28 protein-coding genes are annotated in these 26,312 nt (G+C 40.2%); 11 read left to right on the top strand and 17 right to left on the bottom strand.

All coding sequences use genetic code 11. The annotated features are described in order from the left end of the window. From OU683_RS16065 to OU683_RS16055, 3 genes are all read right to left on the bottom strand, one after another. Positions 1–1,302, bottom strand: a complete 1,302-nt coding sequence (locus OU683_RS16065; RefSeq protein WP_268140148.1) for a cytochrome ubiquinol oxidase subunit I — start codon at positions 1,300–1,302, stop codon at positions 1–3. Between the two features lie 194 nt (positions 1,303–1,496). Next, the gene (locus OU683_RS16060) at positions 1,497–2,294 is read right to left on the bottom strand and encodes a sulfite exporter TauE/SafE family protein (RefSeq protein ID WP_268140146.1); all 798 of its coding nucleotides are present in this window, start codon (positions 2,292–2,294) and stop codon (positions 1,497–1,499) included. Positions 2,295–2,358: 64 nt separating this feature from the next. Beyond that, the gene (locus OU683_RS16055; RefSeq protein ID WP_268140144.1) at positions 2,359–2,994 is read right to left on the bottom strand and encodes a Crp/Fnr family transcriptional regulator; all 636 of its coding nucleotides are present in this window, start codon (positions 2,992–2,994) and stop codon (positions 2,359–2,361) included. 221 nt (positions 2,995–3,215) lie between these two features. Between OU683_RS16055 and OU683_RS16050 the strand changes: the two genes are divergently transcribed. Beyond that, positions 3,216–4,001: a TlpA family protein disulfide reductase gene (locus tag OU683_RS16050; protein WP_268140142.1), complete on the top strand. Its 786-nt coding sequence runs from the start codon at positions 3,216–3,218 to the stop codon at positions 3,999–4,001. A 107-nt stretch (positions 4,002–4,108) separates the two neighbouring features. Here OU683_RS16050 and OU683_RS16045 read toward each other — a convergent pair whose 3' ends face one another. Then, positions 4,109–5,908 (bottom strand): nitronate monooxygenase family protein, encoded by a 1,800-nt coding sequence (locus tag OU683_RS16045; RefSeq protein ID WP_268140140.1) that lies wholly within the window; start codon positions 5,906–5,908, stop codon positions 4,109–4,111. A gap of 250 nt (positions 5,909–6,158) precedes the next feature. After that, on the bottom strand, positions 6,159–8,051 hold the full coding sequence (gene serA, locus OU683_RS16040) for a phosphoglycerate dehydrogenase (RefSeq protein ID WP_268140138.1): 1,893 nt from the start codon (positions 8,049–8,051) through the stop codon (positions 6,159–6,161). A 247-nt stretch (positions 8,052–8,298) separates the two neighbouring features. Between serA and OU683_RS16035 the strand changes: the two genes are divergently transcribed. Together OU683_RS16035 and OU683_RS16030 are read left to right on the top strand one after the other, a co-directional pair. Continuing rightward, the gene (locus tag OU683_RS16035) at positions 8,299–8,709 is read left to right on the top strand and encodes a hypothetical protein (protein WP_268140135.1); all 411 of its coding nucleotides are present in this window, start codon (positions 8,299–8,301) and stop codon (positions 8,707–8,709) included. A gap of 144 nt (positions 8,710–8,853) precedes the next feature. Continuing rightward, entirely contained in the window at positions 8,854–10,161 is a 1,308-nt protein-coding gene (locus OU683_RS16030) for a rhodanese-like domain-containing protein (protein ID WP_268140132.1), read from the top strand. A 46-nt stretch (positions 10,162–10,207) separates the two neighbouring features. Here the strand turns inward: OU683_RS16030 and OU683_RS16025 are convergent, their stop codons facing one another. Continuing rightward, entirely contained in the window at positions 10,208–11,677 is a 1,470-nt protein-coding gene (locus OU683_RS16025; protein ID WP_268140128.1) for an SLC13 family permease, read from the bottom strand. Positions 11,678–11,811: 134 nt separating this feature from the next. Here OU683_RS16025 and OU683_RS16020 point away from each other — a divergent pair, with 134 nt between their 5' ends. The 5 genes from OU683_RS16020 to OU683_RS16000 all read left to right on the top strand — a co-directional run bounded on the left by OU683_RS16020 (position 11,812) and on the right by OU683_RS16000 (position 16,292). Next, positions 11,812–12,279 (top strand): hypothetical protein, encoded by a 468-nt coding sequence (locus OU683_RS16020; RefSeq protein ID WP_268140126.1) that lies wholly within the window; start codon positions 11,812–11,814, stop codon positions 12,277–12,279. Between the two features lie 291 nt (positions 12,280–12,570). Next, positions 12,571–13,005 carry an RrF2 family transcriptional regulator gene (locus tag OU683_RS16015; RefSeq protein WP_228916658.1) on the top strand — a complete coding sequence of 145 codons (435 nt, stop codon included), beginning with the start codon at positions 12,571–12,573 and terminating at the stop codon, positions 13,003–13,005. Between the two features lie 20 nt (positions 13,006–13,025). After that, complete coding sequence (nadA, locus tag OU683_RS16010; protein ID WP_268140122.1) at positions 13,026–13,973, top strand: quinolinate synthase NadA; 948 nt, start codon at positions 13,026–13,028, stop codon at positions 13,971–13,973. Between the two features lies 1 nt (position 13,974). Beyond that, the gene (nadB, locus tag OU683_RS16005) at positions 13,975–15,504 is read left to right on the top strand and encodes an L-aspartate oxidase (protein ID WP_268140120.1); all 1,530 of its coding nucleotides are present in this window, start codon (positions 13,975–13,977) and stop codon (positions 15,502–15,504) included. 116 nt (positions 15,505–15,620) lie between these two features. Continuing rightward, entirely contained in the window at positions 15,621–16,292 is a 672-nt protein-coding gene (locus tag OU683_RS16000) for a hypothetical protein (protein WP_268140218.1), read from the top strand. Between the two features lie 127 nt (positions 16,293–16,419). Here OU683_RS16000 and OU683_RS15995 read toward each other — a convergent pair whose 3' ends face one another. Both OU683_RS15995 and trhA read right to left on the bottom strand, forming a co-directional pair. After that, on the bottom strand, positions 16,420–16,707 hold the full coding sequence (locus OU683_RS15995) for a DUF202 domain-containing protein (RefSeq protein ID WP_268140118.1): 288 nt from the start codon (positions 16,705–16,707) through the stop codon (positions 16,420–16,422). Between the two features lie 76 nt (positions 16,708–16,783). Next, positions 16,784–17,434, bottom strand: a complete 651-nt coding sequence (gene trhA / locus OU683_RS15990) for a PAQR family membrane homeostasis protein TrhA (RefSeq protein ID WP_268140116.1) — start codon at positions 17,432–17,434, stop codon at positions 16,784–16,786. A 224-nt stretch (positions 17,435–17,658) separates the two neighbouring features. On the opposite strand from trhA, the gene OU683_RS15985 reads away from it, so the two are divergent. Next, positions 17,659–18,003, top strand: coding sequence for a hypothetical protein (locus tag OU683_RS15985; RefSeq protein WP_268140114.1), 345 nt, complete (start codon positions 17,659–17,661; stop codon positions 18,001–18,003). A 27-nt stretch (positions 18,004–18,030) separates the two neighbouring features. Here the strand turns inward: OU683_RS15985 and OU683_RS15980 are convergent, their stop codons facing one another. From OU683_RS15980 to OU683_RS15960, 5 genes are all read right to left on the bottom strand, one after another. Further along, positions 18,031–18,483 (bottom strand): hemerythrin domain-containing protein, encoded by a 453-nt coding sequence (locus OU683_RS15980; RefSeq protein WP_268140111.1) that lies wholly within the window; start codon positions 18,481–18,483, stop codon positions 18,031–18,033. Positions 18,484–18,493: 10 nt separating this feature from the next. After that, on the bottom strand, positions 18,494–18,973 hold the full coding sequence (locus OU683_RS15975) for a hemerythrin domain-containing protein (protein ID WP_268140109.1): 480 nt from the start codon (positions 18,971–18,973) through the stop codon (positions 18,494–18,496). Continuing rightward, positions 18,945–19,106, bottom strand: coding sequence for a hypothetical protein (locus OU683_RS15970; protein WP_268140107.1), 162 nt, complete (start codon positions 19,104–19,106; stop codon positions 18,945–18,947). Before OU683_RS15970 ends, OU683_RS15975 begins: the two co-directional genes overlap by 29 nt. A 149-nt stretch (positions 19,107–19,255) precedes the next feature. Continuing rightward, complete coding sequence (locus tag OU683_RS15965) at positions 19,256–20,011, bottom strand: LytR/AlgR family response regulator transcription factor (RefSeq protein ID WP_268140105.1); 756 nt, start codon at positions 20,009–20,011, stop codon at positions 19,256–19,258. 255 nt (positions 20,012–20,266) lie between these two features. Continuing rightward, positions 20,267–20,818 carry a hypothetical protein gene (locus OU683_RS15960; protein ID WP_268140103.1) on the bottom strand — a complete coding sequence of 184 codons (552 nt, stop codon included), beginning with the start codon at positions 20,816–20,818 and terminating at the stop codon, positions 20,267–20,269. A gap of 382 nt (positions 20,819–21,200) precedes the next feature. Between OU683_RS15960 and OU683_RS15955 the strand changes: the two genes are divergently transcribed. Continuing rightward, entirely contained in the window at positions 21,201–22,316 is a 1,116-nt protein-coding gene (locus OU683_RS15955; RefSeq protein WP_268140101.1) for a PAS domain-containing sensor histidine kinase, read from the top strand. Positions 22,317–22,570: 254 nt separating this feature from the next. Here OU683_RS15955 and OU683_RS15950 read toward each other — a convergent pair whose 3' ends face one another. The 4 genes from OU683_RS15950 to OU683_RS15935 all read right to left on the bottom strand — a co-directional run bounded on the left by OU683_RS15950 (position 22,571) and on the right by OU683_RS15935 (position 24,627). Beyond that, positions 22,571–23,320, bottom strand: coding sequence for a carboxypeptidase-like regulatory domain-containing protein (locus tag OU683_RS15950; RefSeq protein WP_268140099.1), 750 nt, complete (start codon positions 23,318–23,320; stop codon positions 22,571–22,573). Between the two features lie 175 nt (positions 23,321–23,495). Further along, complete coding sequence (locus OU683_RS15945; RefSeq protein WP_268140097.1) at positions 23,496–24,140, bottom strand: outer membrane beta-barrel protein; 645 nt, start codon at positions 24,138–24,140, stop codon at positions 23,496–23,498. An 8-nt stretch (positions 24,141–24,148) separates the two neighbouring features. Next, complete coding sequence (locus OU683_RS15940; RefSeq protein ID WP_268140095.1) at positions 24,149–24,454, bottom strand: N-6 DNA methylase; 306 nt, start codon at positions 24,452–24,454, stop codon at positions 24,149–24,151. After that, positions 24,448–24,627 carry a type I restriction-modification system subunit M N-terminal domain-containing protein gene (locus OU683_RS15935; protein WP_268140093.1) on the bottom strand — a complete coding sequence of 60 codons (180 nt, stop codon included), beginning with the start codon at positions 24,625–24,627 and terminating at the stop codon, positions 24,448–24,450. The genes OU683_RS15940 and OU683_RS15935 overlap by 7 nt, the downstream gene beginning before the upstream one ends. A gap of 272 nt (positions 24,628–24,899) precedes the next feature. On the opposite strand from OU683_RS15935, the gene OU683_RS15930 reads away from it, so the two are divergent. Beyond that, entirely contained in the window at positions 24,900–25,769 is an 870-nt protein-coding gene (locus OU683_RS15930) for a hypothetical protein (RefSeq protein WP_268140091.1), read from the top strand. Positions 25,770–26,312 lie beyond the last annotated feature (543 nt).

The raw sequence follows: 26,312 nt of genomic DNA, 5'->3' as shown, positions 1-26,312 counted from the left end.
CTATTCTTTTGTGTTATTAAGAACTTTGATCTGTCTGCGCATTAACCAGGTTACTGTAAGGGCAAGCACCAGATAAACCACTACATACATATAAAAGCTAAATTCCATTCCCGGCATAGGTGTTACCGCTTCACTGGTTTTCATAAACCCGTAGATGATCCACGGCTGCCGACCAACTTCGGTTACTACCCAGCCAGCTTCCACAGCAATAAACCCAAGAGGTGCAAGCACTACAAAGATCAACCAGTACCATTTCCTGTTAAAAAGGGATTTGTACTTTAAACTAATAAAATAGAGAATTCCCGCAAGCATCAATAAAGTCCCAATTCCTACCATGATCTGGAAAGCATAATGTACAATAGCTACAGGAGGATGTTCATCTTCGGGAAAATCCCGCAGCCCCTTCACTTCGGCATCAAAGTCTCCAAATGCAAGAAAGGAAAGAGCTCCGGGGATTTCGATCTTGTGGGAAACTGTTTGCTGTTCTTCATTTACAATTCCTCCTATGTAAAGTGGCACATTCCTACCGGTTTCATAATGTGCTTCCATAGCAGCAAGCTTTACAGGTTGTCGCTTAGCTATATCTTTAGCAGAAAGATCCCCGCTTAGAGGTTGAAGAAAGGCCGCAACTGCACCAAAAATAATGGCTATTTTAAAAGCCTTCTTATGGAGCTCGGGTCTTTTGTTCCTGTACACCTGGAAAGCATGAACTCCTGCCACAGCAAAACTTGTGGCTACAAAGGCCGCTATTGTCATGTGAAGAGCCTGTGTAAACCAGGCGGGATTTAGAAATGCCTGTACAGGGTCAATATTTGTAAATTGCCCGTCTATAAAATCAAAACCTGTGGGAGCATTCATCCACCCGTTTGCCGAAACTACTAATATACCCGAGGCAACTCCCGATATTCCAATGATGATCCCGGTGAACCAGTGAAATCTTTCGGGTAACTTGTTCCAACCATACAGGTAAAAGCCCAGGGCTATAGCTTCTACAAAAAATGCAGCACCTTCGAGAGAAAAAGGCATTCCAATAATAGGTCCGGCATGTTTCATAAATTCCGGCCACAGCATTCCTAATTCAAAAGAGAGAGCAGTACCAGAGACTGCTCCTGTTACAAAAAATATAGCCACTCCTTTCTGCCAGGCCTTTGTAAGTTCCAGGTATAGAGGGTTACGGGTGTTTAACCATTTCTTGTGGGACACGACCATAAAAAAAGGCATGACCATTCCTATACATGCAAAGATGATATGGAATCCCAGGGTAAAGGCCATTTGCAGTCTTGCAAATTCAAGATTTTCCATGGAAAAAAACTATTAAAAATTTATTTTTTAAAGATCTTGACCAGACTCTAGTGTAATAATATGTTAAATTCTCCTCTATTAGATTAGATGATTGCAGGAAATATTCTCCCCGCCTAAACCTAATTTTCATAAGAAGCTTTGGCAGTGAAAAGTAATACTTAAAAGAGTACTCTCCCATAGCTCAAATTTTACTGTCAAAAGATCTCTTTCCAAAAAATGTACAGCCCCATCAACAGTACAAACCAGCCAAAACTTTTCTTAAGCTTCTTTCCATCAATAAAACGATTAAGCCATATCCCTACGAAGATACCGACTACCGACATTGTTGTGAAGATAAGAAGGAAAACCCAATCAATTTCAAGATTCTGCACGTCTCCAATAAAACCTATAAGAGATTTTACAGCTATGATCACGAGAGAGGTCGCTACGGCTCGTTTCATTGGTAATTTTGCCATAAGCACCAGCGCTGGAATGATAAGGAATCCTCCACCGGCCCCCACTATTCCTGTTAGAACTCCTACTATAGCACCTTCTAATGTTATGAGTAAATAATTGAACCTCACCTTTCGTGGCTTAGCGTCCTTTTCTGAAGGTTCCATGATCATGGATACCGAAGCCAGTATCATGATAAAGGCAAAAAACAACATGATCCCAATGTTTTTGGTAACAGTGAAATCGGCAATAGTAAAAATAGTCTCCGGGATCGCCGGTACAAGGAATTTCCTGGTAAGATAAACTGCTATAAAAGCCGGAATGGAAAAAACAATGGCGGTACGTATGTCCACCCGTTTTTTCTGAAAGTTTTTAATTGAGCCAAAAAGAGAAGTAGTTCCTACTACGAAAAGAGAATAGGCTGTTGCGGTCACGGGATTAACGGAGAGGAGGTATACAAGTACAGGTACGGTTAAAATAGAACCTCCACCGCCTATGAGTCCCAGGACTACTCCAATAAGTAAAGCTCCCAGGTAACCAAGAATTTGTGTTATCTCCATTCTTTAAAAGTTCGGTGCAAAAGTACTTTTTTAAAGCTGCAGGCTTTGTAACAAAGATCACATACTAAAGATCATGCACCATGATGCTATTACGCTGCAACCCAATTTTACCCTCTATCTCGAGCTTTTTTAGGAGTCGCGAAACCACTACACGGGAGGTATGAAGGTCGTAAGCGATCTCCTGGTGAGTTACCTGTATTTGTTCATTTTTGTTGATCTTGGCCTTATCCTGCAGGTACCTCATAAGGCGCTCATCCATATTTAAAAATGCGATAGTGTCAATAGTATCAAGCATCTCGGTAAGCCTGGAGTGATAACTTTCAAAGACAAAGTTCCTCCAGCTTTTGAACCTGGAAGTCCACTCCTCCATTTTGTCAATAGGGATCATTACCAGGTGTGTATCCTTTTCTGCAACTGCCCTTATCTCACTTTTTGTGTGACCCAGGCAACAGGCAAGTGTCATGGCACAGGTATCACCACGTTCCAGGAAGTACAGCAGTAATTCATCCCCGTCCTTGTCTTCCCGCAGGATCTTAATTGCTCCTTCCAATAGCAAGGGCATGCTTTTTACATAATCTCCAATATCGATGATGGTTTCCCCCGCCTTTACTTCTCTTAAAGTTCCAAACTTTGTAATTTCTACCAGTAATTCTTCTTCAAATATAAAATGATAGGCATCTCTGAGTTCTTTTTCAAGCATGGATAAAGGTTTTGTTCGGTAAATTTAGGTTATTTCTAAAGAATTCTGAAGTTTGATTGACGCTTCTCTTTATCCGGATCTCCCTTGTGGTAAATACAGGTTTTGCTGGTTTCAAAAAATGGGTTTTTCAAACCCGGCAATTTCTGCGGAAGATTTCTCCAAGGCATTCCCGTCTTTTACCAAAATCCTTATCTTTAACCTCTATATAAATCAACAGTATATTGCTACCTTTCAAAACCATATTACGGACTTTTTTCCTCGGAAGCATTTTCCTTCTAAGCTCTTGTCAGGAAAACGAAAAAGTTACCGAAACCGATCTTCTTTTCTCTTCCCTTCAAGGCGACCAGGCCAAATGGTGGAGATATCACAAGACCAATATCGACCTGGCTTCAGATTTTGTGCCCCTGGGAGAAGAAGGAGATACCATCTTAAAAAAGGCTTTTTTGGAGGCTATATTGACGGGCGAATTCATTGTCCTTGAAAAGAAAAACAAGAAAGGGGGCGAACAATATCAACTTTTCAAGATGCAGGAAGATGCAGATGATGATATAAGCTATACCATCATGGCCGACACCTATCCTGCGTACAAGCATTTTATCATGGAAGGAAAGGACTTTCCCGAGTTTGAATTTACAGACCTGGAGGGAAGAAAATTTTCAAAAAAATTAGCCGAAGGTAAAACCCTGGTTGTTAAAACATGGTTCCTAAGATGTAAGCCATGTATTGAAGAAATGCCCATGCTCAATCAATTAGTAAGTGAATATGAAGACCGGGAAGACGTGGTTTTTCTTAGTCTTTCCCTTGACCCAAAAGAGGAGCTTGAAACATTTCTTTCAAAAAGGGAATTTAACTATCCGGTGATCCCCAACCAAAAAGCTTTTATTGAAGACACCCTTGGTTTTTCTGTCTATCCAACGCATATAATCGTAGAACCTACGGGAAAGATCAGGAAAGTTGTGAATACGGCACCCGAGATGATCGCCGCTCTGGAAAAAAACCAGGACTAACATCCGCAGGAAAATCTTCACGCGTCCAATCTTTTTGCCAGTTGAGGCTTAAAATAAGATGTAAAATTATCCCCTCTATAAGGCTTTTTAGAGGGGATAATTTTTTTTTAGTTATTACTTAGCCCGGTCCTTATTTCCAGTACCGCCTGTTCCATTTTGTACAGGCCTTGTTCAAAAGCATCTTTCTTCTTTATAAGCTCCCTTTCCAGTAAATCCCTGTAATGTGCAACTCCTTCCAGAAGATTATTGCAGAATCCAGTCCAGGCTTTTATATCCCTGGGGCCGGGATTAAATGTATTGCGCACCTCCTCCTTAAGATAATCTACATAAAGCTGTAGTTCCTTGATGAACATATGTGGACGATCCTCATTTTGGGAGAATTCCTTTCGCCCATAAATATGATCTGTCATTTCCTGCAAACTGGCTACCTTATTGAAGTTTACAATATTTGGCCCGGGGCAGATGGTCACCGCATCGAGTTTTTCCACAATAGGCACCTTGTAATTTAGGCCGGCGGAGTTACTTAACCCAATGCACAAACACTCCTTGCTTAGCAGGTCATCTACCTGCAGTTGATATTCATTTTCCGGTAGTCCTGCATTTTCAAGTTGCTCCAGTTTTAATTTTTGATATTTTCTTGAAGCAGTACAAATAGGTTCTTTAGTAAACTCGGTATTGGAGACAAGGTATTTTTCGGTACAGGGACTTCCCGGTTTTCCTTTGTCAATTCTTTGCTGTCTCTCCTTATCGGCGGTGGTTCCTTTAAGATAGTTGAATCTCACCCCCAGCGGCGAAGCTTTGCTCAGTACCACATCGTTCTCTTTACTTTTTGCGAGCAACTCAAGAGTATTCACGTCTACAGTTGTAGCTTCGGGGCAAAGCAGGAAAGGAGTTCCCCAACCGGCGCCGTCAACATTATAATATCCATAAAGCAGGTTTTGCTCTGCCGCAGTCCCAATTCCACCCTGTACCGTAATATTCACGGGATGTGGCTCTTCAAAACCATTTTCTCCTTTGGCTATTATAGCAGGATTGTAAAGGCTGAACAGCTCTTTTCTTAACTCATCTTTTTTATTTCTGAACTCTGCCAGGATTGGTCCAAGTAAATAACCCTGAGTGGCAAAGGCATGTCCGCCGCAGTTCAATCCGGACTCAATTCTGAATTCACTCACCCAAATACCTTTTTTAGCCAGGTATTTCCCCTGTATCAATGCAGAACGATAGTCGCTAACTTTGATGATCACTTTCTTCTTAAAAACTCCCCAGGCCAAAGCATCAAATGCTCTGAAATTTTCCAGGTAGTTAAATAACCTGGGATTCATTCCCGCAGAAAATATCACAGCAGAATTTTCAAGATTACTTTCAGCAAAAGCTTTCAAAGCTCCCAGAGCATCAGATCCATCTGCAAGGATTTCCCCTGTTTTATCTTTGTTGTTCTTATCGACCTTGGTCATGATGTTCACTTCAATTGCACCGGGACGAATATGCTTCCGAAGAAAAGTTTCCAGCTCTGCCTTAGCCTCTCCGTGAGCCTGCTGGAATTGATGATATTTTTCTTTGAGTCCGCTCTCCTCGGGCAGCATCTCGAAGTACTTCACGATCTCCGACCCTTTTTCAAAAGCCGACTCTTTGAGCTTATCAAACCTGGTCTGCACATTCCGGTTCACCAAATTAAGATAGTCTGTAATGCGTCGCACGCGATAATTTTCCTCGTGTTTTTCAATAGGAACGTAAGTTTCCTCATTTTCCTGGTAGTAATGCTTCCTCATCATTTCAATGAGATTGTCTTCAATAATAGACAATGCCGAAGTGATCCCGTAGGAAGCAACTTTAATTGGCGTGTCTATTGTGAAGGCAATTCCCATTACCGGGATGTGAAACCGGTGTGGGGATAGATCATATGTCATATATAAAGGTTTTTAAAGGCAAAACCTCAAAGATGAAGAACCTCCCGCAGCTTAAATATGATTTAGATCAGGTTTGAGGTAGATATGAGATATGAGATGTTAGACTTGAGACTTGAGATATGAGATATGAGTATTGAGAAATACGGATGTTAGTGGGTAGTGGGAAGGAAATTAGATTTACCAGGTTAAAAGTTCAGGGTTGAAGCAAACAACTCTCAACCTGCAATTTTGAACCTTAAACCTTAAACCTTTAATAGAGCACTCTGAATCTTATTGTTCCATCAATTCCCTTCATCTCCTGGATAACTTCCTCATTGTAAGCTTTATCAATATCTGTGATCACGTAGCCAATTGTCTCATTTGTCTTAAGGTATTGCCCAACGATATTGCAGTCATGATCTGAAAGCACATTATTGATATGGGCGATAATACCCGGCCTGTTGTGGTGAACATGGATAAGGCGATGCGCATTCTCGAGTATAGGCAGTTGCAGGTTTGGAAAGTTGACGCTGTTTGTCGTGCTTCCGGTATTGATGTATTCAATGATCTTCCCCGGAACAAAATTTCCGATATTTACTTGTGCCTCTTCTGTACTCCCACCAATGTGCGGCGTTAAAATGACATTTTTGACACCTCTTAATTCAGATTCGAACTGCTCTGCGTTGGTCTTTGGCTCCCTTGGAAAAACATCCACTCCTGCACCACGTATCTTTCCGCTTTCAAGATATTTTCTCAGCGCTTTTAGATCCACCACATGTCCCCGGCTAAGGTTGATGAATACCGCTCCATCTTTCATGAGTTGCAGTTCATTCTCGCCAATAAGATTTTCATTCTCCTTGCGCCCGTCCACATGAAGGGTCACAATATCTGATACCTTGAGCAGTTCCTCCAAACTTTTGCACTTGGTCGCATTTCCAAGAGCCAGCTTCTCCATAAGATCGTAATAGTACACGTCAAACCCAATAGCCTCGGCCACTACAGATAATTGGGAGCCAATATTCCCATAACCCACAATCCCAAGTTTTTTTCCGCGGACTTCCCTGCTTCCGTTTGCCGACTTGTTCCAGTTACCTTCATGCATTTCTGCAAGCCTGTCTGGCAAGCCGCGCATAAGAAAGATGATCTCTCCAATAGCCAGTTCCACTACAGATCTCGTATTGCTGAAAGGGGCATTAAAGACTGCGATCCCCTTTTTAAGACATTCCTCCAGGTCAATTTGATTTGTACCAATGCAAAATGCTCCTACTGCAATGAGCCTGTTGGCATTCTCCAGCACCTTTTTCGTGACCTGGGTTTTAGAACGTATTCCCAGCACAGAAACATCTTTTATTTTCTCTGCCAGCTCTTCCTCATCTAAAGCACCCGAAATTGTCGTGACGTTATAGCCCTCATTTTTCATGATCTTCACGGCATCTTCATGCACATTTTCCAGGAGCAAAACTTTAATACGGTTCTTGGGATAGGAAATTGCTTTATTCATCTTGTGCAGATATAAGAATTCATCAAGGCTGGGAGTGATATGATCGGCTTTTTCGAGGACGTTGCCACGTTCCACATTTTCGGTAAAGGCGTAAAATTTATTGGCAAGACCGGCAGCCTTTATCTCATAATCTGTATATCCATCCCCTATCACATACACATCTCCCTGCAGGTCCAGTCTTTTCAACATTTCCACCTTGCCGTTGTTGGAAGAAAGAACATTTTCTTTGTCGAAATTATTCAGTTTACCATTTTCATCGGTGAGGAAGGTATTGGCAAAAACATTTTCTTCTCTAATCCCAAACTCCCTTACAATGGGTACAATGAACTCTTTAAAACCGTTGGAGATAATATAAATATTCTCGTGGTTTTCTTCAAAAAATTCCCTGTTTCGTATAAAACTTGTGGATACCTTACTTTTTAACCTGTCAACCAGTTTTGGCAAATGTTGTTCTTCAGCATTGAGCAGGGCCAGGCGCTGTTCCAGGGATTCCCTGAAAGAAAGTTCTCCGGCCATTCCGCTATTAGTAAGATCAGACAATCTTTGAAGCCGTTCATTTCTTTCCTCATGATTTTCCAAAGAAATTTCTCCTAAAATATCAAGAGCTTCGACCTGTGTGAAGGTACTGTCAAAATCGATCACAAAATGCCTGTTGTTGTTCATGCTGAAGTTGTTGAAATGAACCCAAAACTAAGCTTTTTCGGGCACAAGCCGAAGGTTTCCTCAGCAAGTCCATAAGATTTTACATATCCTGAAATAATCCCTCTAAAAATTATTTTTTTTTGATTTTTTTCAGAAGAAACTGAAGTTCTTATAACGTTCCACAAGAATAGAACTTGTAAGGAAAGTTTTGCAAGTGTAACGAACTAGTATTGCCGCACACTAACAGGTTTAAAATAACCATCCAACCATGCAAATTAGAACTTTATTTCCTTTGCTATTGCTCCTCATTTCAATAACGTCATGTGTAACCACAACAACTGAAACCCATTCTATTACACCTCATTATTCAGTGACAGAAGAGACTTTGAAAAACCAGGTCGCCAATGTTATTCCTGCGGAAACTGTGACTTTCACATCAACACATACCGAAATATCGGATGGAACGGAATTTAACACAATCAATGTGGAAATCCAGGCCCCAAGATTACCTGACAATGGACTTTCCTTCTCCCGAATGGCCGATGAAATACAAAAAGCTGTAGAAAATGGAATCGGGGATATTGAAGACTATAAGACAATGACCATCGAAGTTCATCTCACTGAGGATGACAGTGAAGTGAAATATAATCGATCTTATAAAAAGGAGATAAGGCTGTAAAAGGAGAAATAGTACTTAAGCAAGATTTAGGAATATCTTAAGTCGTGAGCTTCTTCAGAAAAAACGGATTTTACTTATCTTCGGAGAAATGATAAAAAAGAGCTTCTACGGAAGTTCTTTTTTTGCCAAACAATTCGAAAAAAGATGACAAAATTCAGGGAAGTAACCACTCAGGAACTTATAGAAAGACAAAAAAAAGGAGCACGTATCATTGATGTGCGTCCTGTAGATGCTTACAACGGCTGGAAACTTCGCGATGAGCATCGGGGAGGACATATTAAGGGTGCAAAATCCCTTCCGGCAAAATGGGCCGGCTATATGGATTGGATCGAGATAGTGAGGCACAAGGAAATTGATCCTTCCGAAGAGATCATCATTTACGGATACACTCGCGAAGAGGCTATAAAAGTTGCCGAAAGTTTTGAAAAAGCAGAGTACTCTAAAATAGCAGTTTACAACTTCTTTTTAGACGAGTGGGCTATAGATGAAACTTTGCCAATGAGTTATCTACCAAAATACCGACAGCTGGTGTCTGCACAGTGGGTAAAGGACCTGATCTCTGGAAAGAATCCGGCAGAATATGATAATGATAAATATGTTGTGGTGCACTCGCACTACCGCAACAGAGACGCTTACTTAAGCGGACACATTCCAGGAGCAATTGACATGGACACTAATGCCCTTGAATCTCCGGAAACCTGGAACCGCCGTAGTCCCGAAGAACTAAAGAAAGCACTGGAAGAGCACGGGATCACCGCCGATACAACCGTTGTTCTTTATGGGAAATTTATGTTCCCAGATAATGATGATGAATTCCCGGGAAGTGCTGCCGGCGACATTGGAGCCATTAGAAACGCCTTTATCATGATGTACGCCGGGGTCAAGGATGTGAGGGTACTCAACGGCGGGTTCCAGTCCTGGGAAGATGCAGGATTTGAGGTAAGTACAGACGATGTACCGAAACAACCTGTTCAGGATTTTGGTGCAAAAATCCCAGCCCACCCGGAGTTGGCTGTAGATGTGCCCGAGGCAAAAGAGATGATCGCTGCCGGTGATGCCGACCTGGTTTGTGTACGCAGTTACCCCGAATATATTGGAGAAGTGAGCGGTTATAATTATATCGAAGCAAAAGGTCGTATTCCCGGAGCTATTTTCGCCGACTGTGGGAGTGACGCCTATCACATGGAAAACTACCGGAATGTAGACCATACCACCAGGGAATTTCATGAGATCATAGAGAACTGGAAGCAGAACGGTATCACGCCCGATAAGCACCTGGCATTTTACTGCGGAACAGGATGGCGTGGCAGTGAAGCCTGGTTCAACGCCTGGCTCCTGGGTTGGCCAAATGTTTCTGTATATGATGGTGGCTGGTTTGAATGGAGCAATGATCCAACAAACCCTTATGAAACCGGTGTACCTAAAGAAGAAGTAGGCTCTCACCAGCAGTGATTGGAGATGCTATATAGAACTCTCACAAAAATTTCTGATTAGCGAATTATTCAAAAACGGCCGGAATTTCATCCACAGTAATGTTCCAAATAGTTGGCAGCAAAAAGTAGATGATAAGGGTAATAATTAAAATGGAAAAAATATTCATCCAAACTCCTGCGCGCACCATATCTTTTATCTGTAAATGACCCGACGCAAAAACCACGGCATTTGGCGGAGTTGCAACCGGCAGCATAAAAGCACAGGACGCTGCGAGAGTAGCCGCTACCAGTAAAAAGTAGGGATGAATATTCATCGCCAGGGCCATAGGTGCAAGAATTGGTAAAAGCATGGCAGTTGTAGCTAAATTTGAAGTTACTTCGGTAAGGAAGTTAACCGCTGCAACCAATACCATTATTAGGAGAATCAGGGGAAGGTTTTCAAGATCTGTCAATTGCTCTCCAATCCAAACCGCAAGTCCGGTTTCTCCGAAACCTTTTGCCAGGGCCATTCCGCCACCAAAGAGAATGATTATCCCCCATGGAATTTTCACCGCATCCTCCCAAACAAGGATACGCCCGTTGTCTTTTCCTGAAGGCAGAAGAAACAACACAATTCCGGCAGAAATAGCAATAATTGTATCATCAATAAATGGAATGAATGGTTGAAGTAAGAAAGAACGGGTAATCCATCCCAGTGCCGTAAGCACAAAAACCGTCAACACAATTTTTTCCTGTTTGCTTATACCTCCCAGTTCGAGGAGAAAGCGGGAAATTCCCCCCCTCCCGCCCGAGAGTTTCATACCTTTTAAATTAAAAGCAAAAGATGTAAGATATTTCCAGCAAATGGCCAGGAGAAGTATAGAAATAGGCAAGCCTAATTTGATCCATTCAAAGAAGGTGATCTCAATCCCGTAAAGTTTCTGAACTATCCCGGCCAAAACAAGATTTGGTGGCGTACCAATGAGGGTCGCTATCCCACCAATAGAGGCACTATATGCAATGGCGAGCATTAGCGCCTTTCCAAAAATGACATTTTCATTTCTTTCAGTCTCAGGATTATCCTTTAACTGGCTAATGATCGCAGCACCAATAGGCAGCATCATTACAGAAGTGGCGGTATTTGAGATCCACATGGATAAAAAAGCTGTGGCAACCATGAATCCAAGAATAATAAATTTAAGGTCTGTACCAATTAGCTTAATAATATTAAGTGCAATTCGCCGGTGTAACTCCCATTTTTCGATAGCAATAGCCAGTAAAAAACCTCCTAAATAAAGAAATACAAATTTATCGCCATATGCCGAGGTTGTCTCTCCTATAGATAAGGCACCTGTTAACGGAAAAAGCACAATGGGAAGTAAGGCTGTGACCGCAATGGGGACAGCTTCGGTTACCCACCATAAAGCCATCCACAGGGTTACACATAGCACATCCCAGGCCGGGGAAGGCATAGATTGAGGATGATCCAGGCTTTGAAGTACCAGGTAAATCAAAGGACCAAGAAAGATCGCTATACGTTTTACAGAAATTTTCATCTAACCTAAGTTAAGAAAAGCTTAAGAATATTCGGGACTTCAATCTTTTATACTAATTTCATAGAGCCTGAGGACTTTAGGCGCCAGAATACATTTCCTGGAATTAATTACTTACCATCCAAAACCTTTCAAATATGAAAACCAGTATTACAAAAATTTCAGCCTTCCCCTTTCTTCTTCTTCTTATTTTTTTAACTGTCTCCTGTGAAGATAATGAGCAAATAAATCTTTCAGAAAATCGAGAGGCAAGAGAAGATGTCTATGAACAGATACTTAATGATGAACAGCTTTTTGGCGAGTTCATGAACGAATTGAGAGAAAACAGAAAATCAATGGAATGGATGGACAACAACCGTCCCATGATGAACCGTTTATACGGCAGGGAAAGAATGCATAATATGATGAGAAGAAATCCACAGATGCGGGATTCCATGATGCAGGGAATGATGGCAAGCATGGAAAACGATACTATTATAAGATCTTCTCCTCAAATGCGGGAAAGAATGCTACGTCACATGAGCACAATGATGCAACGGGATACAGCTTTTGCAAGGCAAATGAGACAAATGGTACAGCAAATTACTGCCGGTGAGGGAATGTAGATAAAGTGTGAATTTAAATTTATCAAAAGCTGTTTCAAAAGCTGTTAAATCGTTATTCTTACTTCACCCATCTGTTCAGTTAAGGCGTGATTTTTAATTTTAATAATCAGGTCTTTAAAATTAAAAGATGAAATTTCTAAAGCGCTGGAAATTTCTGGTTGAAGGAATAAAGAATTTCAAACAGCATCTTTTATTTTTTCCTTTCTCAAAAATTGAGCAGTTCCTGACACAGGTCATAAAATAAAGACATTCATGTCCCTAATTTTGTGCTTTAACCTGATAATAAAGCCCATGTTTTCAAAAGCCTGTGAATATGCAATTAGGGCAGCTATTTTTATCGCTTCAGAATCTGAAAGAGGCAGAAGAGCCAGCCTTAAAGATATTGCGCGGGAAATAGATTCTCCAGAAGCCTTTACTGCCAAAACCCTTCAAAAGTTAAGCCGAAGCGGCATTATTGTTTCTACCAAAGGTGCTCACGGCGGCTTCGAAGTAAAGCAGGATATGGCGACCAAAATCAAGATTTCAGAAATTGTTCTCGCTATAGACGGAGATAAGGTTTATACCCGTTGCAGCCTTGGACTTCACGATTGTTCCGAAAACCATCCCTGCCCTTTTCACTCCCGTTTTAAACCAGTAAGAAATGGACTAAAGGAAATTGTAGAAAATACCAGCCTTAGAGATCTCACCAGCGGACTTGTTTCGGGAGATACTTTTTTAAAGATCTAAAACCATCAGAGCCAAAATTTATGACAGTGACAACCCTGCCTCAAAGAATTTTACAAGAACAGGTAACACGATTAAAAGAGGAAAAAAATGCAGTGATCCTGGCTCACTACTATCAGGAGCCGGAAATACAGGAAGTTGCCGATTTTATTGGCGATTCTCTGGAACTTGCCAAAAAAGCTGCGCAAACTTCTGCCGATATTATAGTATTTGCGGGGGTACATTTTATGGCCGAAACGGCAAAGATCCTAAACCCCTCAAAAAAGGTGCTTCTGCCCGATCTTAATGCCGGCTGCTCCCTTGCCGACAGTTGTCCGCCGGAAGCCTTTAAGAAACTTAAAGAACAGTACCCCGATCATGTGGTGGTCACTTATATTAATTGTTCGGCAGAAATTAAAACCCTGAGTGACATTGTATGCACCTCTTCCAATGCCGAAAAGATCATAAATTCAATTCCCCATAATAAGCCAATCATCTTTGCGCCAGATAAGAATCTGGGCAGGTACCTCATGGAAAAAACAGGCAGGAAGATGCTGCTGTGGGATGGTGCATGCATCGTGCACGAAGCATTTTCTCTGGACAAACTCCTGGAATTGTATAAGCTGCATCCTACTGCGCAGATCATTGCGCACCCCGAATCTGAAGCGCATATTTTAAAGGCCGCCAATTATGTTGGCTCAACATCGGGAATGCTCAATTACGTGAAGAACAGCGAAAAAAACACTTTTATTGTAGCTACAGAAGCAGGAATCCTCCACCAAATGCAAAAGGATGTCCCTTGGAAAACCCTCATCCCTGCCCCCGCAAAAGAAGACAATACCTGTGCCTGCAGCGAGTGTGCATTTATGAAAATGAATACCCTCAAAAAGCTGTATGCCTGTCTGGAAAATGAAGACCCGGAAATTATTCTTTCCAAAGACCTTATGAAAAAGGCTCTTGTACCCATTGAACGTATGCTTAAACTTTCTTAAGATGAAAACAGATGTGCTGGTAATAGGATCGGGAGTGGCCGGCTTGACCTTTGCTATTAAAATAGCGAAGGCCCGTCCCGATGTAGTAATATCGGTGATCACGAAAGAAAGGAAAGAGGTTTCCAATACTGCACAGGCCCAGGGCGGGATCGCCGTGGTCCTGGACAGGCTAAGGGATAGTTTTGAACTGCACGTACAGGACACTATAAAAGCGGGTCGCAGCCTCAATGATCCCAAAGTTGTGAAAATGGTTGTTTCCCAGGCTCCGGAACGACTGCTGGAATTGATGGCCTGGGGCACTTCTTTTGATGCCGGTAAAAATGGAACTTTAGAACTTGGCCTGGAAGGAGGACATTGCCGCCATCGCATTGTACACCACCGGGATCTTACCGGACTGGAAATTCAACGGAAGTTGATCTCCCATGCAAAATCTTATCCCAATATCCATTTTTACGATCATTATTTTGTAACCGAGCTTTTGGTGGATAAGCAAAAAAACAGTTGTACCGGAATCACAGCCCTTGACAAAGAAACAAGTCAAAAAATAAATTTCACTTCAAAAATCACCTTTTTGGCAAGTGGAGGTAGTGGGATGGTATTTGGCAACACTACCAATCCTTCTGTAGCCACGGGGGATGGTATAGCCATGGCATGGCGTGCCGGCGCCAGGGTGAAAAACATGAACTACATACAGTTCCACCCCACGGCATTGTACGAAGAAGGAAAACATCCACTTTTCCTCATTTCTGAAGCTGTTCGTGGATATGGTGCGTATGTAGTGAATCACAAGGGCAACAGGTTCCTTTTTAAAACCGATTCCCGCGGGGAACTGGCTACCCGCGATGTAGTTTCAGAAGCCATTGTTAAGGAAATGAAATCCTGGGGAGAGAAACATGTTTACCTGGATTGCCGTCACCTTGATCTTTCCAATTTCAGCAAAAAGTTTCCCACCATCATTACCTACTGCAACTCCATAGGTCTTGATCTGGCAACAGATCTTATTCCGGTTGTTCCCGCAGCGCATTACCAGTGCGGGGGTATTGAGGTGGATCAAAAGGCGCGAACATCAGTAAAGCAACTGTATGCTTCGGGAGAGTGCGCACATACCGGCCTTCACGGAGCAAATAGATTGGCATCAAATTCTCTTTTGGAGGCACTGGTTTATTCTCATGAGGCTTCCAAAATCGTTTTACAGGAACTGGATCTTATTCCGCCACCGCAACTTCATCAACAAAAGGTGCTCCTTAACTGTGAAGCTGAAGCCGATGACGAGATCATTGCCAGTCTTCGAATGCGGCTTAATGAGATCATGGATTACGATCTTCTACATTCAGTTTCAAAAAGGGAAAAATCAGAAGCTCTTGAACAACTGCAGTATTTGCAGGATATGCTCGAAAATTACCCGCAGTTCAATTCGGGAACAGTGCCATTTTTTGAGCTCAGGAATATGGTCCAAACGGCAATGTTGATCCTTAACGATGCCATAGATCAATCCCTCTCAAAAAAAGGAATCCCTTCTGAAACTTTTTAAAGTATGTGTTTGGCTGAAGCAAAACAATTATACTTGTAGAATCTTAGACCTGAAAAATGCCTTTTGTAAAACGAAAAACTGCTGCTAAATTTCGCAAAGCTCATCGTTAACTCGGAATCTTTCTCGGAATCCAGTTTTTTATGTGGACTATAAGCGGAATGTATTTTAGCTGGACAGATATTGACGAAATCCATGGCGACCACTTTCGAAAAAGCCATGTACAGCCTGCTTCTTTTACTAATTTAAAAGGTATTTCTGAATTGTTCCCCGAAGTAGAGGTGAATTCCCTCCAATTAAAAGATGTTGCAGGGGAACCATATTACTGGATCAATGAAGAAACCTTAGTGCATGCCCGCAGCGGAATTCAAAAACAGGAAATTTCCCAGGAGGAAGCAGTCAAAATTGCAGATAAGAACATGCTCAATACCCTGGAAATCTCTGGAATAGAGAGGATCACCTCAACCGGGGACCACCATGAATATAGGGGCGGGCGCCTTCCTGCCTTTGTGATCTCGTATGCAGGGAGTGAAAATATAAAAGCTTACGTATCTGTGGTTGACGGCACCTTGGGGTCTGTGCGTCACCGGGACTGGCGTTGGTTTGATTTCCTGTGGATGACCCACACTATGGATTATGAAACAAGAGATGATTTCAATACCGGCATTCTTCGGGCTTTTTCCCTTCTTGGATTGATCACAGTATTAAGTGGTTTTGTTCTGTGGTTCATCTCCTCTCCTACCATGATGAAGTTTTTTGGTAAAACAGGAAAGAAAAAGAGATATCAGTAAAGTTTATTTTCTGATAACTTTCCCCTCCTTGGGGATTTAGGATCATCTATTCAAGAATGCAGGTTTCGTGCTTAATTTTGCAATTCTACACCCAACCGGGCTGCACCTTTCACCCATTAATATTTAGTTATATGTTCTCTCTATAATATTTTTTTATATGCCTCTTCACATAAAGAAATCTTAGAAGGCCTATTAGCAGAATAATTGGAGCAACAATAAGAAGAAAGATCCCAAGATCAAACATGTCCTCCAGAACTTCAACCCTAAGTATAGCCACACCCGAACCCAGCACCACGATAAAGGTCCTGAAATAAGCCAGAAAGGTACGTTCATTGGCCATGCGGGTACGGTCAATGGCCAGCCAGTCCCGTGTAATGAGATCTTCCCTGACTTTTGTTTGTTTTTTTTGTTTCAATTTATTTCCAGGCCTTTATAATTTCTATGAATAAAGGTAGAGATTTAAGTGAGATAATTAAAAAAGCGGATTATCGTTAAGGACTCACGTGATTGTAAATTGCCATATAATGGCAGTAACTTCCCAGCAATACAAAGAAATGGAAGATCGCATGGTTATAGTTTATTCTGCTTATGCTATAGAGGATTGCACCTATGGTATAGGCCAGCCCGCCACCTAAAAGCCATAGCAGCCCCTGGGAAGAGAGATTTTCCATTAAAGGTTTTATAGCAAAAATAATGACCCAGCCCATTCCTACGTAGAGCAGTGTTGAGAGGATTTTGAACCTTCCGGTAAAGAAAAGCTTCAGGATAGTTCCAAAGAGGGCAATGCCCCACACTACTCCAAGAATGATCCATCCTGTGCGGCCATGCAGTGTCACAAGTGCGAATGGCGTATAGGTGCCGGCGATAAGCACAAAAATGGCAATGTGATCAAAAACCTTGAAATTAAACCTTTTTCTTTTGTCTTTTGTGCTGTGGTAAAGGGTGGAAGCCAGATACAATAATATAAGAGAGCTGCCAAAAATGAGAAAACTGAGCAGTAACCTCCTGCTATCAAATTCAAGGGCCTTAAAGATTAAAAAAAAGAGTCCCAGTACACTTAGAACCAGGCCTGCTCCATGAGTAATTACATTCAGGAGTTCCTCTTTGGGAGAATAAGACCTTATCTTTAACGGCTTCTTCAATTTTTGTAGGTATTCTTCCTGTAAAAATAGGCCTATAAATCAGCTTTTTCAAAATTCACGGGCACTACCTTATGAGAATTTTCCATACAAAGATTAATTCTCATTATTCTTTGATCGATGAAAGACCATTTTTATAGCTGAACAGCAAAATTAACCACAATTAAACTTGCAGGATAAAATTTTTATTTTAATTTAGCTCGTTCAGTTTCACCTACTTATACCATATGGATCTGTTATTAGCCCTGGTTGCTTTTGAAATTATTGCTTCCAAATTTTTAGTGTCTTACATTTCATCAAATGGACCGGTTGTTTCTTATGAAGAGAAGAATCCGCTGCTTCGTTTAATGTTTAAGATGTTGAAGCTGGATCATGATGCATGGATTTCCTTCTTCTGCACCATTCTTCTAACGGCAGTATTGGTATACCTGCTGGCTTCGTTTTATTCGGCCACTGCTTACCACGTTTTATTTATTCTGGGAGGTTTCTACACCACAGTATTAAACCTTGGCGCAGCTCACAGCAGCTATTTCCAAAAAAACAACTTTATTACCCGCAGGCTTTTACGATAACAATTAAGTACACAATAAAATTTAGACTTATGAGGTCCAGAATTTATCGTTCCAGTCTTTCTGGTTAAAACTTATTTTTTCATGATTTTTTTGGATCATGATAAGATCTTCCGGGGTTACACTTTTCGCTAGCTCTTTATAAAGTACGCGCTCTTCGAACCTTATATACGTGCCCAGTTCTTCTTCAAGCAAGTTTAGGACCTTTTCATTGTCGCAGTCGCAGCTAAGTAGTTTATTAATTCGCCTGTGATTTGCCAATGCTCTTTTGACCCTAACATTGTTTCCCAAAAGTGGAAATATATACTGCTCTTCCAGCTGAAAATGAGGATCTAAATAGTTATTCTTAAACCAGTTAGTATAGTTCCTTATTCTTTCTTTTTCTATATTATTTTGGAGACCTTTTCTTATATTATCACAAAGCTGAAGCGCCTGCCGGTGTTCAAGGGACAAGGGCTCTAATACTAAAGATGTTGTTGTCATGCTCCTGTTTTTATTTCCCTTTTATAATCCAAAACTTATCTTCCCAAATGTCATCTGAGAAAGCAATGGCATGATGTTTCTTCTGGATCTCTTCAAACTGTCCGGGAGTAGCCGCCTGTTGCACCTCGTTGAACACAATACGTTCCTCAAATCTTATATGCTTTTCGAGCTCTTCCTCTATAAGACTCAAAGCCTTAAAAATTTCCGACTGTTGGTTGAATAGTCTCCTGAGCCTCCGGTGTTCGGCAAGAGCTTTTTTTACAAATGGATTTTCATCTCCTAAAACAGGAAAGACAAATTTTTCTTCGGCCTCAAAATGGGGATAGAGGTACTTGCTTTTGAACCAGTCAGTATAGCTTTTAATACGCTCGGGCTCAACCTGCATCTTTATTCCCTGTCTTATTTTCCAGCACAACAACAGGCCGTGATGATGTTCACGACTTAAAGGCTTTAGGGCTTCATTACGTTTTATCGGTTTCTTCTTTTCCATTACTCTTTTTTCGTCCCGGCTTCTTCTTTCCCAGTGGTTTATTCCTTAGCTCGCCACAAATATTGCAAAGCTTCACTGGTTCTTTTACTTCGGAAGCAGCTTTGGTAGATTTAATTTGATCCTTTTCTTCCATAAAATACGGCTAATAGGACAAAGATGCCCAATTTAATTCCCGAATTTTATGAGGTCGGTCATAACTGAGAGGGAGCAAAAATGGAAAATCCAATGTGAGATTGGAAATAGGATAACCAAAAGAAAAATGTTCCTGAACCTTGGTCTCCTTCAGATTCCAAGTTTCTCTAAAAATGGTTTCTTTTGAGCTTTACTTGTATGCAAGAGTCGGCCGTCGGCCATCTTTGCGTCAATTTCACCATATTCTGAATGCACCAGTTCTTTCACGTGATCCAGGTTCACAATAGCCGATCGATGTATTCTGAAGAACAAATTAGGATCGAGAATTTCATCCAGGGCACATAAGGATTCCCTAAGTAGGTATTTTTTACTGTGAGTATAGATCTCGGCATAACAACCCGAGGAGATGATGTAAAGAATATCCCGCGGATCAACAAGGATTGTTTTATTTCCCTGTTTCACAGGAATTTTAAAAATGGTTCCGGTAGAACGATTGGTGTAAAATCCTAACAGGTTCTGGATCTTGCTATCAATATCAAGCTCTTCGTGAAGCACAGTGTTGAGCACCTTAGAAACTGTTTTGTAGAATCGTTCCTCTTTAAATGGTTTTAAAAGAAGATCACACACATTTGCATCAAAAACCCTGGAAGCATCGGGATTGTGTGCTGTGAGAAAAACAATTGCGGGACGGGGAGAAATTTCGATCTTTTCAAGGACCTCAAAACCATCCATATCTTTCATTTCAAGATCCAGGAAGATAAGGTCGGGGCTGAGGGAATTGATTTGTTCGACTGCAATTTTTCCACTGGCGCATTCTCCCAAAACCTCAATTTCCGGAACCTTGTTTAAAAGGTTGATCACCCGCTTTCGTGCGAGGGCTTCATCGTCTATTATTAAAGCTTTCAAAGGCCAAAGCTTAATTAATTATTTCCTGTTCAAATTTACATTTTTTAGTCCCATTTAAATAAGAAAATGGACCAAAAAGAGCATAAAAATTTACTCTTTCTGGTCCCTTTATTCAAAATCCAATTAAATAGAAAAGACTGTCAAAAAAAATATTCATCCCCCCTTCGTCTCCACTAATGTAGAGACCCTGCACCTGTTGAGTGCAAAATGAATTCCTTCTTTGACAGTCCTTAAACGAGCCTCAATTTTTAATTTTTACAAGCTCGAAATTTCTATTGGCTTCACATCATTTACGTCGATCTTTAATTTCTGCACCTTATCCCCCTGCTCCAGGCGAATCTTATAGTACTCTTTCTGTACATCCCCATCTACTCCTCTTGCAATATGTAAATTTCTGGTCATATTCCAACCTTCATATTTGCTGTATATGTCTCTCTGCAAACTGGCTGGAAGCAGAACATTTTTCAGCCTGTAAGAAACCCTTTGCAAATTTCCTTCTTTACAATACTTAGCCTTCATCCTGCCTTTTGTACTCTGAACCTCTACCTGGTATTCCAAGGTTTTTCCATCCTGCACAAGATCAATAAAGGCTTCTATATTGCAGTACTTATCAAGAAAAGCAACAGGATCTTTTTCAAACTCTCCAGTATATTTTTCTTCTATTTTAAAGATATAATTTTCACCATCTACCGTAATTTCAGGTAAAACAGGATCAAACCCTACACGGGCTTCTTTGAGTTCAGTAAATTGAGCATTGCCAATTCCTGCCCACATTAGGATCATAAGGGAAACAAAAAAATTTCTCATAATAACAGCTTTAATTAGTGATTTTTGAAACCTGAGTTTTACCTCAGCCCGTCAAAATTTCCTTCAAATTTACACTAGATGACAGCCTCTTTAATAGTTGTGATATGAATAGCCCGAAAGTAGTAACCGGGAGCCACTTTATACACATGGATTTGAAAATCCTGCCTTGGCAATAGCAGGCTAAAGAGCATACAGTCCCTCAAATGGCTGCAGTAGAAACAAATATTAACCTAATGTCACTGCAAGTAAGGTATTGAAAGAAAAAATCTATCTTAGTAGCATATAATGAAGAACAGCAAGATTGAAAAAATGGGATTACTGCAAATCATTATTCCTCTGGGATAAGCTCCGGAAGCAATAATTGTCCAAAGGATACTGCCTAATGAAAACCCATTCCAATACTATGTCTACTACTCATCACCCCACCGCAAAAATTGATAATCAATTCAAAATCGAACCTTTTTTTGAATCAACGTCAGACTTTCTCTGTATTGCCGGTTATGACGGTTATTTTAAAAGAGTAAATCCTGCTTTTCTGAAATTATTGGGTTACACAGAAGAAGAATTATTTTCAAAACCAATAAGCGAATATATTTATCCCGGAGACCGAAGTATCACTTCGAGCCACAGAGATCAATTGAAAAAAAAAGTTCCTCTGTTGAACTTTGAAAACAGGTATATCACTAAGTCGGGGGAGATTGTCTGGCTTACCTGGACCTCCATCCCGGAACCATCTGAAGAACTTATCTACGCCATTGCAAAGAATATATCCCATATAAAAAAGCTGGAGGAAGAGCGAAATATGCTTCTAGCTAAACTTACTAAAGTAAATGCCGAATTCAAACAATTGTCCTACACCACTTCCCACGACCTTCGGTCTCCGGTAAGTAATTTCATTTCTATTTTTAGCCTTATAGATACTTCAACAATTCAGGATGAAGATACCCTGTTTTATTTGGACCTACTAGAGGCTTCAGCTTTCCAGCTGAACAATACTCTAAATACACATCTTGAAGTTCTAAACGAAGAAGACAAACTGAACGTAAAAGTTGAAAAGGTTAGTCTAGAGAATACTCTGGAAAATACTTTGGGACCTTTAAAAGCTTTGATCGATAATTCACGAACATCTTTTAATATCGATTTTTCAGAAGTGCCGGAGATAAAATTCAATCCATTTTACCTTCATAGCATCTTCCTGAATTTAATCTCGAATTCCATAAAATATTCAAGGGCGGGGGTCCCGCCAAAAATTAGTATTAAATCAAAAATTTCAGGTAATTTTTCGACTGTAATCTTTTCTGACAACGGACGTGGCATGGACATGGAAAAGGCTGATGGGAAGATCTTTGGCTTACATCAAAGATTTCATGATCACCAGGACAGTAAAGGCATAGGCCTGTATCTTGTAAATAACTACATGAACAGCCTGGGAGGTAATATACAAGTAGAAAGTGAAGTGGACGGCGGAACCACCTTTTTCTTAAATTTCAGATCCTGATTCATTACAAAGGCCGCTGAAAATACAAGAGGTATTTACGTTACTTCTATTTAGACATGCAGTACAGGTTCCCCGAAAGATAACACATAGATCCAGGCCAGAAATTCTTAATAGCGGGATAAGAATTAGTATTTGTTTCTAATCTGAATCCAGATATACTTCTTTTTTTTAGGCTCAATTGGGTTATTTTTTATTTTTCTAATGATCGGGTTTATTTTATCCTCGAGTATCCTTTAGTGTTAACCGACAAACTTTTAATATTCTACTTCTACATTAATTGATTGGGCCCCATTGACTTTTTCCCATTTCCCAAGACTACTTGTTCTCATAAAACCTTTTCCTTTGGTTAGAATAGCTCCCATATAAATTTCCCGTGGTTTTTTGAAATCCGGAATAATTTCGACTCCCACAAAGAAATCTTCATCAAGATAAACCGAATGTTTTTCAAGATTAATATTTACCCAGCCTTGCTCTACTTGCTTACGTTGTATAATATTCTCAAATACTATTTTTTCACCGGGGGAACCGTCAAGGTCTTTATAAAAATTAACTCTAACAAAAGCACTATCTGTTTCAAATCCCTGTCTTAAATAAAAATTTACATGCTTCACCCTGACGGTTCTATTATTAGGAATTTTAATTTGTTTTGAACTTTCGATAATGTCCATTTCATCTGAGACTGTACTCACCCATAACAATGGATTATAGCTTTTAACCCCAATTTTTCTGTTTTTCTTCTTTCTGTTTGTAACTACAACCTCAGATAATTGATTTTCAATTGGTTGAAGTGTAATAACCATTTTCTTAGAATTTTTGATAGGGATTTTTACGGATTTATATATGACGTGACTAATTGTGAGACTGTCACCTGCAAACCCATGGGGCAACTTTATCCTGAATTTTCCTTCCAGGTCAGAAACGGTGCCTTTATTTTTATCGATTACGCCAATGTTTGCAAATTCAACGGGATTATTTGTTTCAGAATCGATCAACAATCCACTCATGACAATTTCCTGGGAAAAGGTTAAAAGGCTTACGAACTGAAATAGGATAAAAGTGTAAATGTATTTTTTCATTTTCTTGTTTTAGTTTACGCACCACATCCCGTTCAAAAAAGTGCGATTCGAACCAGGATCAAGCATTTGTTTTTGATAGAATTATATTATGTTTTTTACCTTTCTAGAACTGAATTCCTAAACTTACTCCATAAGATCTGAACAGGATATTATCCGGTCTTTCATTATTTTCATTTAAAATGGGTTCTTTGTAGATGTAGTAATTATAGTCTCCAAAGACGTTCAAATTCCAAATAAAAGTATCTGTTCTTGCGATGGGGAATTGAAGCCCAAGACGCACATTTCCCATCTCACTATCTATATTGTCGCTTAAAGCAATATTATAAGCAGTCATCAAATTAATATTTACGCTTTCGTAATTAACAAAATGATATCTGAGAATTCCTCCTAGTTTTAATGCCGAAATATTTTGCTGAACCTGGTGTTGAAAACCACCTACAGCACCTATGCTCAACTTGTTTAAAATGGGATAGTTAATGTTATATAAAATGCCATATGAAACTTTATTTTCTAATTCGGCACTACTTCCTCCTAAAGGCTTTCCATTGTTATCATATAGGGAATAGTCATACCTGACTTCATTATTTACTCCAAATTCCACTTCAACATTGGAAAACCAGCGTTTCTCTAATTTATCCTGAATTGAACTTTGGGAAATACCTTTTCCTATATTAAAAAGATCAGAGGGACTTTGGGAGTAGGAATAAAAACTCGTAAGAAGTAAAAAAGCGAAGAAATAATTTTTCATTATTTAGTTTAAAGTTTTTTTTCAATGGTTTCTGAAATGTTATTTTCCTTTATGTTCAACTTTAGTTTGTACATCGGTATTTTCATTTGCTCCTGACTGGTAGTATCGTCATTAAAAATCCGCCGTTTCCTGCTGGCCATAGTGCCCATTATAAAGGCGTCCGGGAACAGGATCTCGTTGTTGCGTTCGCGGTGGGTGCCGTCTTTTCCTTCACGGTTTTTGCTCAGGATAAAAAGGCAGGCGGGGATTCCGGTGGTAAGGAACAGCTTATCGGGCAGGCGCACAATGGCATCCATCATAGAATTATCTACCATATGCTGCCGTACATTTTTCTCACCTTTGTTATTGCCTCATAGCGTTCGCTAAGGTGCTTTACGAAAACAAGGGGAAGGTTGTAGTTTTTATTGTTATTCTCAGATACCGCGCCGCGCAATTTGTTCGCCGCATCCCGAAGTTCTTTTTCAAAATCAATGTCTGCTTTCGCCATGTAGGGAAAAATATAGTGCTTCTGGAAAACAGGATCCTGTAGGGAAGAAACTGAAGGGGAAAGTTAGTTAATATTATTAACACAACGAAGTGTGTATTTCATCTTTCCGCAGGTTATGCCGATTTTAAGTTGTAGAAAATTTACAGGCTGTTTCTCTGGAATAAGTCCTGACCTAAGCCTTCAAGCCTGATTCCTACATATTTATCTTTCAAAAATGATAAAGTATGACTAATTTTCAGGGATTCTTGATTTCCTACTAAAGCATAGGTTATATGAGAAAAAATAAAATTATTTCCCTCCTTGTCTTTTTTATCGCTGTTATTTCAGGAGTTGCTTCGGGATTCGGAATTTTTTCTGACAAGGGTCCGGGACCATTTGAGCATGAATCAATTCGTGGACAAACTATTAAAATATTCGGCAAGGGAATCTATAAACACATGCCTGCAGATGTTGCCATACAAGGTATAGCCCAGGATTATGTGACCTTGTTTTTGGCCATTCCATTGTTGTTAATTTCGTTGATGGGCTTCAGAAAGAAATCCATTCAGGCTCATTTCATATTGGCGGGCACATTAGGTTATTTTTTGGTCACTTACCTATTTTACCTTACCATGGGAATGTATAATATTATGTTCCTTTCTTATGTTTTTTTACTAGGACTTACATTTTTTGCTTTCTTTCTTACAGTAGATCGGCTTAATCAATATAATGCTACGGAAGTTTTTACGACAAAGACACCCCACAAATTTGTTGGCTGGTTTTTGATACTGAATTCAGTTATTATCGCATTTTTATGGTTAAGTATTATTATTCCCCCGTTGTTGGATGGTTCTATTTATCCACCGGACTTAAACCACTTTACTACTTTAATTGTTCAGGGCCTGGATCTTGGGTTGTTATTGCCCATAAGTTTTATTGTAGGATATTTTTTAATGAAGAAGTTTCCTTTGGGTTTTAGTTATGGGACTGTCTATATAATATTTCTATCTGTTTTAATGACAGCACTTACCGCCAAAGTTATTGCTATGGCTATGGCTGACGTAAATGTTATTCCGGCGATATTTATTATTCCATCCATTAATATTATTACCATTTGGAGCGCTTTCCTGATGATCAAAAACGTGAAGAAAAAGGATTGGTGAAATTGGTGCTTGAAAACATTGTTGTCCGGAAAAAGAATAAAGACCGCACCACTTCTAGAGCCAGGAACCAAGACTTAAAAAAAACTTCCAGCAGGAATCACTTTGCTTCATATTGGAATTTGGTGCTTGAAAACATTGTTGTTCGGAAAAAAATATAGACCCTCCACTTCTAGAGCCAGGAACCAAGACTTAAAAAAACCTGCCAGCAGGAATCACTTTGCTTCATCATATTGGAAATTGGTGCTTGAAATTTGAATTTTACCCGAAGGGTATAGGATTTAAAGAATCCTCATTACATCCATCGCTGGAAATATAAAAGCTCTGCCGACTATCGTCGTCAGCTTTTCTTGTTTGTCCCCTATTGGAATTTGGTGCTTGTAATTTGAATATTACCCGAGGGGTCCAGGATTTAAAGAATCCTCATTACATCCATCGCTGGAAATACAAAAACCCTGACGGCTATCGCCGTCAGCTTTTCTTGTTTGTCCCCTATTGGAATTTGGTGCTTGTAATTTGAATATTACCCGAGGGGTCCAGGATTTA

It is taken from the genome of Salinimicrobium sp. TH3 (assembly GCF_026676115.1).
In the GTDB taxonomy this organism is placed as follows: Bacteria; Bacteroidota; Bacteroidia; order Flavobacteriales; family Flavobacteriaceae; genus Salinimicrobium.
This window is presented reverse-complemented; position numbering and strand designations above follow the sequence as displayed.